Annotated in this window: 12 protein-coding genes; 11 read left to right on the top strand and 1 reads right to left on the bottom strand. The window is 69.2% G+C overall.

Going from position 1 to position 13,706, the window contains the following annotated elements:
* Nucleotides 1-40 precede the first annotated feature (40 nt).
* The 3 genes from LV79_RS00835 (at nt 41) to LV79_RS00825 (ending at nt 2,041) form a co-directional block, all read left to right on the top strand.
* Nucleotides 41-211, top strand: a complete 171-nt coding sequence (locus LV79_RS00835) for a hypothetical protein (RefSeq protein WP_253831259.1) — start codon at nt 41-43, stop codon at nt 209-211.
* A 112-nt stretch (nt 212-323) separates the two neighbouring features.
* On the top strand, nt 324-1,196 hold the full coding sequence (locus LV79_RS00830; protein WP_253831258.1) for a DNA-processing protein DprA: 873 nt from the start codon (nt 324-326) through the stop codon (nt 1,194-1,196).
* A gap of 11 nt (nt 1,197-1,207) precedes the next feature.
* On the top strand, nt 1,208-2,041 hold the full coding sequence (locus tag LV79_RS00825; protein WP_253831257.1) for a phosphoribosyltransferase: 834 nt from the start codon (nt 1,208-1,210) through the stop codon (nt 2,039-2,041).
* A gap of 92 nt (nt 2,042-2,133) precedes the next feature.
* On the opposite strand, the gene typA is transcribed toward LV79_RS00825, so the two are convergent.
* Nucleotides 2,134-4,053, bottom strand: coding sequence for a translational GTPase TypA (typA, locus tag LV79_RS00820; RefSeq protein WP_253831256.1), 1,920 nt, complete (start codon nt 4,051-4,053; stop codon nt 2,134-2,136).
* A 169-nt stretch (nt 4,054-4,222) separates the two neighbouring features.
* On the opposite strand from typA, the gene LV79_RS00815 reads away from it, so the two are divergent.
* The 8 genes from LV79_RS00815 to LV79_RS00780 all read left to right on the top strand — a co-directional run bounded on the left by LV79_RS00815 (nt 4,223) and on the right by LV79_RS00780 (nt 13,704).
* Nucleotides 4,223-4,399: a hypothetical protein gene (locus tag LV79_RS00815; protein ID WP_253831255.1), complete on the top strand. Its 177-nt coding sequence runs from the start codon at nt 4,223-4,225 to the stop codon at nt 4,397-4,399.
* A 153-nt stretch (nt 4,400-4,552) separates the two neighbouring features.
* A complete protein-coding gene (trpS, locus tag LV79_RS00810) occupies nt 4,553-5,521 on the top strand; it encodes a tryptophan--tRNA ligase (protein ID WP_253831254.1) in 969 nt (322 codons plus the stop codon).
* Between the two features lie 122 nt (nt 5,522-5,643).
* Nucleotides 5,644-7,347 carry an ABC transporter family substrate-binding protein gene (locus tag LV79_RS00805; RefSeq protein WP_253831253.1) on the top strand — a complete coding sequence of 568 codons (1,704 nt, stop codon included), beginning with the start codon at nt 5,644-5,646 and terminating at the stop codon, nt 7,345-7,347.
* 239 nt (nt 7,348-7,586) lie between these two features.
* Complete coding sequence (locus LV79_RS00800) at nt 7,587-9,395, top strand: ABC transporter family substrate-binding protein (protein ID WP_253831252.1); 1,809 nt, start codon at nt 7,587-7,589, stop codon at nt 9,393-9,395.
* A gap of 173 nt (nt 9,396-9,568) precedes the next feature.
* Nucleotides 9,569-10,567: an ABC transporter permease gene (locus LV79_RS00795; protein WP_253831251.1), complete on the top strand. Its 999-nt coding sequence runs from the start codon at nt 9,569-9,571 to the stop codon at nt 10,565-10,567.
* A 34-nt stretch (nt 10,568-10,601) separates the two neighbouring features.
* Nucleotides 10,602-11,507: an ABC transporter permease gene (locus tag LV79_RS00790; protein ID WP_372495319.1), complete on the top strand. Its 906-nt coding sequence runs from the start codon at nt 10,602-10,604 to the stop codon at nt 11,505-11,507.
* The gene (locus tag LV79_RS00785; protein ID WP_253831250.1) at nt 11,507-12,670 is read left to right on the top strand and encodes an ABC transporter ATP-binding protein; all 1,164 of its coding nucleotides are present in this window, start codon (nt 11,507-11,509) and stop codon (nt 12,668-12,670) included. The genes LV79_RS00790 and LV79_RS00785 overlap by 1 nt, the downstream gene beginning before the upstream one ends.
* Complete coding sequence (locus tag LV79_RS00780) at nt 12,667-13,704, top strand: ABC transporter ATP-binding protein (protein ID WP_253831249.1); 1,038 nt, start codon at nt 12,667-12,669, stop codon at nt 13,702-13,704. Before LV79_RS00785 ends, LV79_RS00780 begins: the two co-directional genes overlap by 4 nt.
* The last annotated feature ends 2 nt before the right edge of the window (nt 13,705-13,706 follow it).

Here is a 13,706-nt window from a genome sequence, read left to right as displayed (position 1 = left end):
GGCTGGACCCGCTGACCGGCGGCTCCAGCCCCTCGGCCCGTTGTCCTCAATCGCCGCGGGAGCGCCCCAGGACCGCTGCCTCGCCGCAGCCGCTGCCCAGGGCCTCGACGTGGAGATCATCACCGGCGACGCGGGGGCCACACCGAACAACGCCGTCGAAGCCGACCTGGTCCTCCTGTGCGGCATCTCCGGTGACCAACTCCCCTGTTGATCGAGTTGATCCACTTAGGCCTTGCCCAGTTGCGGCGACGCACCCTGGCGGACCTGTCGGCCCAGGCAGATACTGTGTGACTATGACGAGCCGAACTGAGCGGGGAGCACTCGTGGCCCTGCTGCGGGATCGGCCCGGTGACGTCACCTGGAGGAAGATCGCGGATCTCGTGGCCGACCAGGGCGGGGCCGTCGAGGTGTACCGGCGGTTGCAGCCGACCGACCTCTTCGACCACGGAGCTGACCAGGACCAACGCTTTGAGCGAGCGCTCGGCGAAATCGACGCCTGGGAGGGCAAGGGGTACGGGGTCCACACGATGTTGGACGCGACCTACCCCCCTCAACTGCGCGATGTGTTGCACATGCCGCCCATTGTGTTCACCCGTGGCACTTTGGTGAATGACGCTCGCGCGGTCGCCATCGTGGGATCCCGTCAGGCGTCGACCGAAGGACTTTTCAATGCCGCCCGGCTGGCAACAGGGCTCGGGGAACGTGGTTACACGATCGTGAGTGGCGGCGCCGCAGGTATCGATAGCGCCGCCCACACAGCCGCCCTGGCCTGTGGCGCTCGCACTGTCGCCGTCATCGGTACGGGACTCGACAATCACTACCCACCGGAGAACAAACAGCTCCACGAAAGAATCGCCGACAGCGGCATGATCATGTCGCAGTTCTGGCCGGAGTCCGCGCCCAGCAAGGCCAGCTTCCCGATGCGGAACGCCGTCATGTCGGGCTATGTGGCCGCGACTGTGGTGATCGAAGCCGCCGAGCGCAGTGGGACCAGGATCCAGGCGAGGAACGCGGTGGAGCACGGTCGACCGGTTCTCCTCGCCGACCGAGTGGTCGAGAGCACGAACTGGGCGAAGGAAATGCTGGACAAGCCGGGCGTATACGCTGTGTCAAGTCTGGCCGATGTTCTCCGAGTCCTCGAACGCACGCAGGACACGGACTCCGTCATCCGGGACCTGCTCCGCGCGGGCGCTTAGTGGGAGGTTCGATGCGTCGTGACGACGTCGCGTCGAACCCGGCTCGGATCGCGGTCCAAGAACGAGTCGGCAGCGTCTTCCGCAACGCGCAATGGCTGCCTGGTCGCACCTGCAAAGTGTGTGCCACGCCGACCTCCGGCTACGAACGATGTTTCACCTGCCAACAGAACCACCTCCGGTGGAATGGCGACATCGCGGACGCCACGGCAATTCTCGCGTATGCCTATCGCAGGTCGGGTGCGCAGATCTCGCTGATCGGGCGGCACCAGTCAGAGCAGCACATGTGGTCGTACAAGAACCCACAGCCAGGCCCGGGCTGTACGACAGATCTCGGACTGATGCTTTTCGTCGCCGCCATGTGGCACCGGCGCTGTGCCGAGGCGCAGACGGGCTTGCCCTGGCAGGCGTGGACCACAGTGCCCTCGGCGAAGCACTCCCGACTCGGTGAGCATCCGCTGGTCAGGCTGTGTCGGAACGCCTACTTCGGCAACGCCGCCGGTATCAACGTCCCGCGCGCGGACCTCGTCCTCGCCCAGGATTCCGCTGATGTCCGCGAGGTGCGGCAGGGGCTGTTCGGTGTGAGCGAACCGTCCCAGGTTCGCGGCAAGCACGTGCTGCTGGTCGAGGACACGTGGGTGACCGGGGGAAGCGCGCAGTCAGCAGCTTTGGCGCTCAAGGACAGCGGTGCGACAGCGGTGACGATCCTGTGCCTGGCCCGCTGGCTTCGCGAGGACGGCCCTGCTGACGCGCGAGCGTTCTACACCGACCTCACCGAGCCATACGATCCGGCGATCTGCCCAGTGGCGGACGGGATGTGCCAGATGGGGCCGACGACCCGCGCCTGACAGCCACGCACGCACGGCAGCGACTTCGGGCTTGGGTCACCGACCACAGTCGGTGACCCAAGCCCGAAGTGTGAAACCCGCCGAAGACAGGGTCAGCGCTGGTCGCGGGCCTTGTCGCGGGAGCGCTGGCGGCCTCGGGTGGTGGCGTCGAGGATGACCTTGCGGACGCGGACGACCTCGGGGGCGACCTCGACGCACTCGTCGTTGGCGCAGAACTCGAGGGCCTCTTCCAGGCTCAGCTTGCGCGGCCGCGCCAGGGTCTCGAAGACGTCGGCGGAGGAGGAGCGCATGTTGGTGAGCTTCTTCTCCTTGGTGACGTTGACGTCCAGGTCCTCGGCGCGGGGGTTCTCGCCGACGACCATGCCCTCGTAGACGTCGGCGCCCGGGTCGACGAAGAACGTGCCGCGGTCGGCGAGCTGGAGCATGGCGTACGCGGTGGTCGGGCCCTGGCGGTCGGCGACCAGCGAGCCGGTGTGGCGGCTGCGGATCTCACCGGCCCACGGGAAGTAGCCCTCGAAGATGGCGTTGGCGATGCCGGTGCCGCGGGTCTCGGTGAGGAAGTCGGTGCGGAAGCCGATCAGGCCGCGCGACGGGACGACGTACTCGACCTTGATCCGGCCGGTGCCGTGCCCGCCCATGTGCTCCAGGCGGCCCTTGCGGTTGGCCAGCAGCTGGGTGATGGCGCCGAGGTGCTCCTCGGGGGCGTCCACGGTCAGCCGCTCGAACGGCTCGCACAGCTTGCCGTCGATGGTGCGGGTGACGACCTCGGGCTTGCCGACGGTCAGCTCGAAGCCCTCGCGGCGCATCTGCTCGACCAGGATGGCCAGCGCCAGCTCGCCGCGGCCCTGCACCTCCCAGGCGTCGGGGCGCTCGGTGGGCAGCACGCGCACGCTGACGTTGCCGACCAGCTCGGCGTCGAGCCGGGCCTTGACCATCCGCGCGGTGAGCTTGTTGCCGCCGTTGCGCCCGGCCAGCGGGGAGGTGTTGACCCCGATGGTCATCGAGATGGCGGGCAGGTCGACGGTCAGCCGGGGCAGTGCCTCGGGGTTGTCCAGGTCGGCGAGGGTGTCGCCGATGGTGATGTCCGGGATGCCCGCGATGGCGACGAGCTCACCGGCGGAGGCCTCCTCGGCAGGGACCCGGTCGAGCGCCTCGGTGACCAGCAGCTCGGTGATGCGGACGTTGGCGGTGGTGCCGTCCTCGCGCATCCAGGCCACGGTCTGGCCCTTGCGCAGCCGACCCGAGTGGATCCGGCACAGCGCGATGCGGCCGAGGAAGCTGGACGCGTCGAGGTTGGTGACCAGGGCGCGCAGCGGGCCTCCTGCGTCGGCCAGCGGCGCGGGCACCTTGTCCATCAGCAGGTCGAACAGCGGGTCGAGGTTCTCGCTGTCGGGCAGGCCGCCGTCCTCGGGCTGGTTGAGGCTGGCCATGCCCGCGCGGGCGGAGGCGTAGACGACCGGCAGGTCCAGCACGGACTCGTCCACGTTGTCCAGCTCGGAGGCCAGCTCGAGCAGCAGGTCGTGGGTCTCCTCCACGATCTCGGCGATGCGCGCGTCCGGGCGGTCGACCTTGTTGACCACGAGCACGACCGGCAGGTTCGAGGCCAGCGCCTTGCGCAGCACGAACCGGGTCTGCGGCAGCGGGCCCTCGGAGGCGTCGACCAGCAGCAGGACACCGTCGACCATGGCCAGTCCACGTTCGACCTCGCCGCCGAAGTCGGCGTGGCCGGGGGTGTCGACGACGTTGATCACGATCGGCCCGTCCGGCGTCTGGCGGCGCACGGCGGTGTTCTTCGCCAGGATCGTGATGCCCTTCTCCCGCTCCAGCTCGCCGGAGTCCATGACCCGGTCGACGAGCTCGGCGCGTGCGGCGAAGGCGCCTGACTGGCGCAGCATGGCGTCGACCAGGGTCGTCTTGCCGTGGTCGACGTGCGCGACGATGGCGACGTTGCGCAGGTCGTTGCGGCGCAGGCCTGCGGTGGCCTGCTCGGCGGATGCGGTCGCTGTGGGCACGCGCGTGCTCCCGGTTCCTTGCTCTGGCGGTTGAGGGCGGCCCGGGCATGTGTCACGTGGCAGGGCGCCCGCGCAGCTGATCAGCTGCTGATGGCGTACACCAGGATACCCCGTCGGGTGGTGTGAGCAGCACCACGCATGGGATCAAGAAAGGTTAACCTAACCTCAGTTGCGGGTTTTCGCCGGAACGGACGAGGTGGGGGCGTTGGGGAAGAAGAACCGCACACCCGCCGAGGCTGTGCGCAAGCTCATGAAATCCGGCAAGGTCAAGAAGAAGTGCTGCCAGTCCAAGCCGCGCTGCGGCAAGTGCCCGGTGCTGGCCCTGAAACGATTGAAGGCGGCGTGACGGCTGCGCTACCGTTCGCCGTGATGAGCACTCACAACGTCACCCTGTGGTGGGCCACCGACCGGCGGCCCTGACGTTGTGCACCCCACAGGCCGCCCACCCGGGCGGTCGTGGGACCCCGGGCGGGCGGCCCAGGCTTCGAGGAGCGAAGAGATGACCCGCCTGTCGGCGATCACCCCGTCCGGCCACGCCCATCTCGGCAACCACCTGGGCGCGATCCGCCGGTGGGCGCGCGAGGGCAGTGCCGGTGACCTGTACTTCGTCAGCGACCTGCACGCGATGACGGTGTCGTACAACCCGTCGCGGCTGCGGGTGCTCTCCCGGGAACTGCTCGCGGTGCTGCTGGCCGCGGGGATCAAACCGGACCGCGTGTTCGTCCAGTCCGACCTGGTGCGCGAGCTGGGTGCGCTGAGCTGGGTGCTGGAGTGCACGTGCTCGTTCGGCGAGGCCGCCAGGATGACCCAGTTCAAGCAGCGCGCCGACGGCCAGGGGACGGTCCGGCTCGGCCTGCTGACCTACCCGGTGCTGATGGCGGCGGACATCCTGCTGCAGGGCGCGACCGAGGTGCCGGTCGGCCAGGACCAGACCCAGCACGTGGAACTGGCGCGCAGCCTGGCCCGCCGTTTCAACACGACCTTCGGCGAGGTGTTCGTGGTGCCGCGCGCGGTGATGGCCCCAACGGCCGCACGGGTGATGGACCTCTCGGACCCGACGCGGAAGATGTCGAAGTCCACTCAGGACAACGCGGGCGTGGTGTTCCTGCTCGACGAGCCGGACCTGGTGCGCCGCAAGCTGATGCGCGCCGTGACCGACAACGAGAACCGCCTGGAGTACCGGCCCACCACCCAGCCCGGCCTGGCGAACCTGTTGGAGATCCTGGCCGCGTGCGTCGGCCGCTCGCCGATCGAGATGGCGGATGAATACTCGTCTTACGGTGAGCTAAAGGAAGCCGTCGCGGAGGCCGTCGTCGAGGAACTCGCCCCGCTGCGAGCGTCGACACTGGAATTGCTGGACGACCCGGCTGGCTTGGACGCGATCCGGGTCGCAGGCGCCGAGCGCGCGAGAGAACGCGGCCAGCACGTACTGGAGTCCGCCTTGAGGATGGCGGGCCTGAGCGGATAACCACTTCACCAACGGACGGAACCTGCGCCCAGGCCCGTGCGTCATGCGGTTGGCTGCATAACCGGTGGCGCGGCGGGTCTGGGAGCATGGACCATCCGGGATCGCCTGGGGGAGGAGGGTCCGTGCGGTTCGTCGGTCGTAGGGGGGCGCGGTGGGTGGCCGTGGTGGCCGCCGCCGTGGGGGTGGGGGCGTGCACGAACGCGCCGCCGCCGCCGTTGGTGACCACGGAGGTCGCGCGCACCCAGACGACCAAGGCGCCGAACCCCAACGAGGCCGTCGTCGGCGTGGACAGCGTCGCGGGCGGCTACAACCCGCACAAGCTCTCCGACCAGTCGACGATCACCACCGCACTCGCCCAGGTCCTGCTGCCCTCGGTCTTCCGGCCGGGCCCCGACGGGACCCCGGTGCTCGACCGGACGCTCATGATCTCCGCCGAGGTCACCAGCGCCGAGCCGTACACCGTCACCTACCAGCTGCGCGCCGAGGCGGCCTGGTCGGACTCCGCGCCGGTCGCCGCCGAGGACTTCGTCTACCTGTGGGAACAGCTGCGTGAGGAGCCCGGCAGCACGGACAGCGCGGGCTACCGGCTGATCTCCAACATCTCCGCCAGGGACGCGGGCCGGGTGGTCGAGGTCACGTTCTCGCAGCCCTACCCCGGCTGGCGCGGGCTGTTCGCGAACCTGCTGCCCGCGCACCTGCTCAAGGACATCCCCGGCGGCTGGGCCAACGTGCTGCGGGAGAACTTCCCGGTCACCGCGGGGCCGTTCTCCATCAAGGGCATCGACCGCGACCGCGGCGAGGTGGTGCTGGAGCGCAACGACCGCTACTGGTCCACCCCGGTGCCGCTGGACCGGGTCATCCTGCGCCGCGCTGACGCCGCCGGCATCGCCTCCGCGCTGGGGTCCGGGCACGACCAGCTGGCCCTGACCGCGCCGGACGCCGACGGCCTGACCGCCATGGCCAACCTCGGGCTGTCCGTCACCACGACCACCGTGCCCCGGCCCGCCGTCGCCACCGTCCTGCTCCGGCCGGTCGGCGCCGCGATGGCCGACCAGCGCATCCGCTCGGCCGTGGTGGCGCTGACCGACCGCGAAGCCCTGGTCAAGGCCGGTACCGGCGGCGGCCCCGGCTCGACGCTGCCCGCGAACGCGCAGGTCCTGGCCCCGAGCGCGCCCGGGTACACCTCCACCGCCGCGCCGCCCGCCAAGCCGGACCTCGCGCTGGCCGAGAGCCTGCTCACCCAGGCCGGGTACACCAGGGTCAACGAGGGCTGGGCGCTCGGCGCCACCCCGCTCAACCTGGTCATCGCCGCCCCCGCGGGCCGGTCCGCGTACATCGACATGGCCCGCGAGCTGCAACGGCAGCTCTCCGCCGGTGGCGTGCAGTCGCGGTTGATCACCCCGGAGCCCGACCAGCTGTTCACCGACCTGCTCGCCCCGCGCCCGGCGACCGCCGCCGCACCCACCGAGCAGGTCGACCTCGTCGTGGCCCCCCAGCCCGCCGCTGGCGACCCGGTGACCGCGCTGGCCACCCGGTTCGGCTGCACCCCTGCGATGGTGGGTGCGGCGGCCACAGCGGCCAACCCGGCCGGTTTCTGCGACCAGACCGTCCAGGACACCATCGATAAGGCCCTCACCGGCACCATCGCCCTGCCGGAGGCGCTCAGCCTGGTCGAGCCGACGCTGTGGAGCCGGGCGATCTCACTACCTCTTTACCAAGAGGCCGACGCGCTGGTCGTGCGCCGGGAAATGGCGGGAGTGACCGCCGGACCACCGGGTTCCGGTCCCTTCGCGACGGCCCCTCAGTGGCGGCGGCCCCAGGGGTGACTTAGGCCACGCTCCGTCATGGACCGCCACCGTTGTGTACCTGCTGGTAACGGTCTCGTTGCACCCGGATGCCTGCCGGTCACCCTTTGGTCACGATCGCCGCGCCACAGGTGACCCCGGTGACAGTTCGTTCCTAGCGTGCCCACCTAGTGCGCCGCCCAACGGTCGTTGGGCGCGTGAAGGGTTCCGGGTGCGGCCCGGCCGGATCGGTCGTGGGCGACCCTGTGCTAGGAGGGCACGTGTCAACTAAGAGAAACTCACTGTCGGCGATCGCGTTGGTCGTCGGTGCGTCGCTCGTCCTGAGCGCCTGCGGCGGTGGTTCAAGCGACAACGGCGGCAGCACCGGGGCGCAGGAGCCGACCGGCGACATCGCCTCGATGGCGATCGCCAAGGGCGAGTCCGGCGACGAGTACACCTCGCCGGAGGTTCCGCAGTCGACTGACACCTTCGTCGTCTCGACCGACAACCCGTACACCGCGTACAACAACTCCGCGGCGGACGCGAACAACTCGTACAACACGTTCGCGCTCGCGCAGGTCATCTCGGGCGCCTACAAGCTCGACGGCAACAACAAGGTCCTGCTCAACAAGGACGTGATGGAGAGCGTCGAGGTCACCAGCAAGTCCCCGCAGGTCGTCACCTGGAAGATCAAGCCGGGCGTGACCTGGTCCGACGGCGAGCCGTGGGACTGCGACGACTTCTACCTGGCCTGGCTCTCGTCCACCGGCAAGTCCAAGGGCGCCGACGGCAAGGACATCTTCACCTCCGCCAACACCACCGGCTACGAGCTCATCGACAAGGTCGAGTGCCCGTCGCTGACCGAGGTGGTCACCACCTTCGGCACGTCCTACCCGGACTACAAGGGCCTGTTCGGCATCTCGCTGGACATCATGCCCGCGCACATCCTGGAGAAGGAGACCGGCGTCGCGGACGTCACCAAGCTGACCCCGACCGGTGGCGACCAGGCCGCGCTCGGCAAGGTGGCCGAGTTCTGGAAGACCAAGTGGAACGGCTTCACCAAGGAGCTGATGCCCGCTTCCGGTGCCTACCAGATCACCGCGTTCGAGCAGAACAACTCGGTGACCCTCGAGCGCAACCCGAAGTGGCTCGGCAAGCCCGGCGGCCCCGCCAAGATCGTCCTGCGCGGCATCTCCGACCAGGTCGCCCAGGCCCAGGCGCTGGAGAACGGCGAGGTCCAGGTCAACTCCATGGCCCAGCCGGACGCCAACGCCGCCGAGCGGCTGCGCGGCCTGTCCTCGCAGGGTGTGCGCTTCGGTGCCTCCAACGGCCTCTCGTTCGAGCACATGGACCTCAACTTCAAGAACAAGTGGTTCGCCGACCAGGCCGTCCGCAAGGCGTTCATGCAGTGCGTGAACCGCGACGAGCTGGCCGAGAAGCTGATCCGCCCGGTGCTCGAGAACGCCAAGCCGCTCGGCTCCCTGGTCTTCTTCCAGGCCGAAGAGGGCTACACCGACAACTACGCGCAGTACAAGGGTGACGCGGCCGCGGCCAAGTCCACCCTCGAGGGCGCGGGCTACACCATCGGTGGCGACGGCATCGCGACCAAGGGCGGCGAGAAGGTGTCGATCAAGATCAGCCACACCGACATCCCGCGCCGCAAGCAGACCGTCGAGCTCATCCAGTCCCAGTGCAAGCCCGCGGGCATCGAGGTCATCGACGACACCGACCCGAACTTCCTCGACACCCGGGTGAGCCAGGGCGACTACGACGTGGCCCTGTTCGCCTGGTCCGCGGCGCCGTTCAAGTCCAGCCAGAAGGCGATCTACGAGACCGGCGGCGGCCAGAACTGGTCCAACTACGGCAACTCCAAGGTCGACGCCGCCTACAAGGACGCGAGCAGCAACCTCGACGAGGCCGCTTCGCGCAAGGCCTTCCAGGAGGCCGACCGCCTGATGGCCGAGGACAACTACTCGCTGCCGCTCTACCAGCTCCCGAACATGTGGGCGTTCAAGGGCATCGACAAGGTCTACTTCCAGTCGTACAACGGCGCTCTCTGGAACGCCAACGAGTGGGTCAAGACCTCGTAGTCGACGCTGCCGCCTTCCCGGGCGGCGACACCGGTTCGACGAAGTCCGAGGGGCCGGACCAGAAGTCCGGCCCCTCGGCCTTGGGTACCTGACCTGGTCGGGCGCACACTGGCGCAGGCAGGGACAACCAGCGCCGCCCACCGGCCGCCTGGGACCCCACCGAGGAGCTCTCCGTGATTCGCTACATCATCCGTCGGTTGCTGATCTCCGTCCCCATCCTGGCCATCGGCAGCCTCCTCGCCTTCTTCCTCGTCGCCGCCGCGGGCAACCCGGTCGCCGAGCTCAAGGCCAAGCCGGGCGTCACCGCCCAGCAGATCCGCGACCTCGAGTCCAGCCTCGGCCTCGACCAGCCCATCATCGTCAGGTACTGGAAGTGGTTGCTCGACTTCCTGCAGGGCGACTGGGGCAAGAGCATCGCGCTCGGCCAGGCCAAAGTGGACATCTTCGACTCGGTCATGCGGGCGCTGTGGATCACCGCCCGGCTGGTGATCGGCGCCGAGCTGCTGGCCATCGTGCTCGGGGTGTCGGTCGGCGTGCTCGCCGCGGTCAAGCAGTACTCGATCTTCGACTACCTGGCCACCTCGAGCGCGTTCCTGATGTTCTCGATGCCCATCGTGTGCGTCGCGGTCATCCTCAAGACCTACGGCATCAAGTTCAACAACCTGCTGGAGAGCCTGGGGATGGACCGGTGGCTGAGCACCGTCAGCCCCGCCGCCGGTGGGTTCCAGGGCTCCTTCGGCGAGGTGGTCTTCAAGTACACCGGGACCTACCTGCTGCCGACGCTGAGCCTGACGCTGATCAGCTTCGCCGCGTACAGCCGGTTCCAGCGCGCCTCGATGCTCGAGACGCTGAACTCCGACTACGTGCGCACCGCGCGGGCCAAGGGCATCTCGCAGCGGCGGGTGATCTTCCGGCACGCGTTCCGCAACGCGCTGATCCCGGTCACCACGCTGTTCTCCATCAACTCGGCGGCGCTGTTCTCCGGGGCGATCATCACCGAGACGGTGTTCGGCTGGAAGGGCATGGGCAACCTGCTCGTCCAGTCCATCCGCACCTTCGACCCGTACATGCTGATGGGCTGGTTGATGGTCACCGCCACGCTGGTCATCGTGTTCAACCTGGTTGCCGACATCATGTACGGCTTCCTCGACCCGAGGATCCGCCTTGCCTAGCGACCCAGCACTCAACCCGCTCGGCGCGACCAGCCTGCCACCAGCGGGCGGCGTCGCCGTGGCCACCGCAAGCGAGTTCGACACCACCAAGGCGCGCAAGCAGAGCACCCTCATCCTGCGCCGCTTCTTCCGGCACCGCCTCGCCGTCGTCGCGCTCGTCGTGTTCCTGCTGATCTGCGCGATCGGCTTCCTCGGCCCGCTGTTCTGGACCGTGTCGGTGTCCGACACCAGCAGCCGGGGCTACCTGCCGCCCAGCGCGGCGCACCCGCTCGGCACCATCCAGACCGGCAAGGACATGCTCGCCCAGCTGATCATCGGCACCCGGCTCTCGGTGCAGATCGCGCTGGTCGTGGCCATCGGGTCCACCCTGGTCGGGGTGCTGCTCGGCGCGCTCGCGGGCTACCTGCGCGGCGTGGTCGACAGCGCCATCAGCCGGTTCGTCGACCTGATGCTGATCATCCCGCAGATCGCCGTCGCCGCCATCCTGGTCCGCGCGCTGAGCGGGTCCTGGTACACGGTGGCGTTCATCCTCGCCGCGTTCGGCTGGATGACCATCGCCCGCATCACCCGCGGCGAGACGCTGTCGCTGGCGCAGCGCGAGTTCGTCGAGGCCGCCCGCGCCGCGGGGGCCAAGACCCGGTGGATCATCTTCCGGCACCTGGTGCCCAACATGATCGGCACCATCACGGTGAACACCACGCTCGCGGTGGCCAGCGCGGTGCTCTCGGAGGCCGCGCTGTCGTTCATCGGGCTCGGCGTGCAGCCGCCGGACACCTCGCTCGGGCTGATCATCAACGAGAACTACTCGCAGATCACCAACCGGCCCTGGCTGTTCTGGGGGCCGTTCGTGATCATCGTGCTGCTCTCGCTCGCGGTCAACTTCATCGGCGACGGCCTGCGCGACGCGTTCGACCCACGCCAGACGAAGGTGCGTGCCTGATGACCGGACTGCTGCACGGCAACCACCACGACGCCGCCAGGACCGACACCGTGCTCTCGGTGGAGAACCTGTCGGTCACCTTCCCCACCGACGACGGAAATGTCCGCGCGGTGCGGGATGTCTCTTACCAGCTACGCCCGCGTGAGGTTCTTGGCATCGTCGGCGAGTCCGGTTCGGGCAAGTCGGTGTCCTCTATGGCCGTGATGGGCTTGTTGCCCAGTACCGCCAAGGTCACCGGTTCGATCCGGTACCGGGACCGCGAACTGGTCGGACTGTCCTACAAGGACATGCAGAGCGTGCGCAACAACGGCGTCGCGATGATCTTCCAGGACCCGATGACCTCGCTCAACCCGGTCTACACCATCGGCTGGCAGTTGGCCGAGGCGTACCGGGCGCACCACTCGGTGTCGAAGAAAGCCGCGTGGGCCAAGGCCATCGAGGCACTGGAACTGGTCGGCATCCCGCAGCCGGACCGGCGCGCCGCGCAGTACCCGCACGAGTTCTCCGGCGGCATGCGCCAGCGCGTGGTGATCGCCATGGCGATCATCAACGACCCGGACGTGATCATCGCCGACGAGCCGACCACCGCGCTCGACGTCACCGTGCAGGCGCAGATCCTGGAGACCCTGCTGCGGCTGCGCGACGAGGTGAACGCGGGGATCATCATGATCACCCACGACCTCGGCGTTGTGGCGGGCATGGTGGACCGGGTCCAGGTCATGTACGGGGGCACGGTCGTGGAGTCCGGCCCGGTCGAGGAGGTCTTCGACCGGCCGCGGATGCCCTACACCGTCGGCCTGCTCGGCTCGCTGCCCAACCCGGCCCGGCTCGGCCAGCGGCTCACGCCGATCACCGGGGCGCCGCCGTCGCTGATCAACCTGCCGCGCGGCTGCGCGTTCTCGCCGCGCTGCCCGCTGGCCGTCGACGCCTGCCGCACCGAGGAACCGCCGCTGCTGGGCACCGAACGCGGCGACCACACCACCCGCTGCCACCGCTGGCAGCACCTCGCCTCGCTGCCCCGCCCGCGCGCGCTGTTCGAACACGAGGAGATCGGGGTGATCGAGAACCCGGCCGCGCTGATCGAGGCCGATCCCGGCATCCCGGTGGCCGAGGAGGCGCACACGGTCGAACTGCGGCTGCCGTACGAAGGGCGAAACCCATGACGAACACCCAGGCCGCCCCGGGCAGGCACGCCGCACCGGAGGCGAACCCGCCGTTGCTGCGGGTGGACAAGCTGGTCAAGTCGTTCCCGGTGCGCGGCGGCGGGATCATCCCGCGCGTCGTCGGGCAGGTGCAGGCCGTCTCCGAGGTCAGCTTCGACCTGCACCGGGGCGAGACGCTCGGCCTGGTCGGCGAGTCCGGCTGCGGCAAGTCGACCACCGGTCGGGCCATCCTGCAGCTGCACAAGCCGACGTCGGGGTCGGTGCAGTTCGAGGGCCGCGAGCTGACCACGCTCACGCAGGCGCAGATGCGGCCGCTGCGCCGCGACCTGCAGATCGTGTTCCAGGACCCGTACGCCTCGCTCGACCCGCGCTGGCAGGTCAACGACGTGGTGGCCGAGCCGCTGCGCATCCACGGGGTCGGCTCGGCCAAGACCATCCAGCGGCGGGTCGACGAGCTGCTGGAACTGGTCGGGCTCAACCCCGAGCACCGCAACCGGTACCCGCACGAGTTCTCCGGCGGGCAGCGGCAGCGCATCGGCATCGCCCGCGCCCTGGCGCTGGACCCGAAGCTGATCGTGCTCGACGAGCCGGTGTCGGCGCTGGACGTGTCGGTGCAGGCGGGCGTGGTGAACCTGCTCGAGGAGCTGCAGCAGCGGCTCGGGCTGGCGTACCTGTTCGTCGCGCACGACCTGTCGGTGGTGCGGCACATCTCGCACCGGGTCGCGGTGATGTACCTGGGCAAGATCGTGGAGATCGGGGAGCGGGAGTCGATCTACGCCCGGCCCTCGCACCCGTACACCCAGGCACTGCTGTCCGCGGTCCCGGTGCCGGACCCGCGCCAGGAGCGCCAGCGGCAGCGGATCGTGCTGACCGGCGACGTGCCCAGCCCGGTGTCACCGCCGTCGGGGTGCCGGTTCCGGACCCGGTGCTGGAAGGCGCAGGACGTGTGCGCGGTGCAGGAGCCGCCGCTGGTGCGCCACGGTGCGACTTTCTCGGCGTGCCACTTCGCTGAGGAACGCAGCGTGCTGCCGTAGTA

Origin of the sequence: Actinokineospora globicatena, from assembly GCF_024171945.1 — a bacterium.
Classification (GTDB): Bacteria; Actinomycetota; Actinomycetes; order Mycobacteriales; family Pseudonocardiaceae; genus Actinokineospora; species Actinokineospora globicatena.
The sequence above is the reverse complement of the archived record's forward strand: the minus strand, read 5'-3'. Positions and strand labels throughout refer to the sequence as shown.

Bases quoted from the DNA above. Each gene is read 5' to 3' on its own strand.
- LV79_RS00825 (WP_253831257.1), top strand. From the start codon at position 1,208: ATGCGTCGTGACGACGTCGCGTCGAACCCGGCTCGGATCGCGGTCCAA.
- trpS (WP_253831254.1), top strand. From the start codon at position 4,553: ATGACCCGCCTGTCGGCGATCACCCCGTCCGGCCACGCCCATCTCGGC.
- LV79_RS00785 (WP_253831250.1), top strand. From the start codon at position 11,507: ATGACCGGACTGCTGCACGGCAACCACCACGACGCCGCCAGGACCGAC.
- LV79_RS00780 (WP_253831249.1), top strand. From the start codon at position 12,667: ATGACGAACACCCAGGCCGCCCCGGGCAGGCACGCCGCACCGGAGGCG.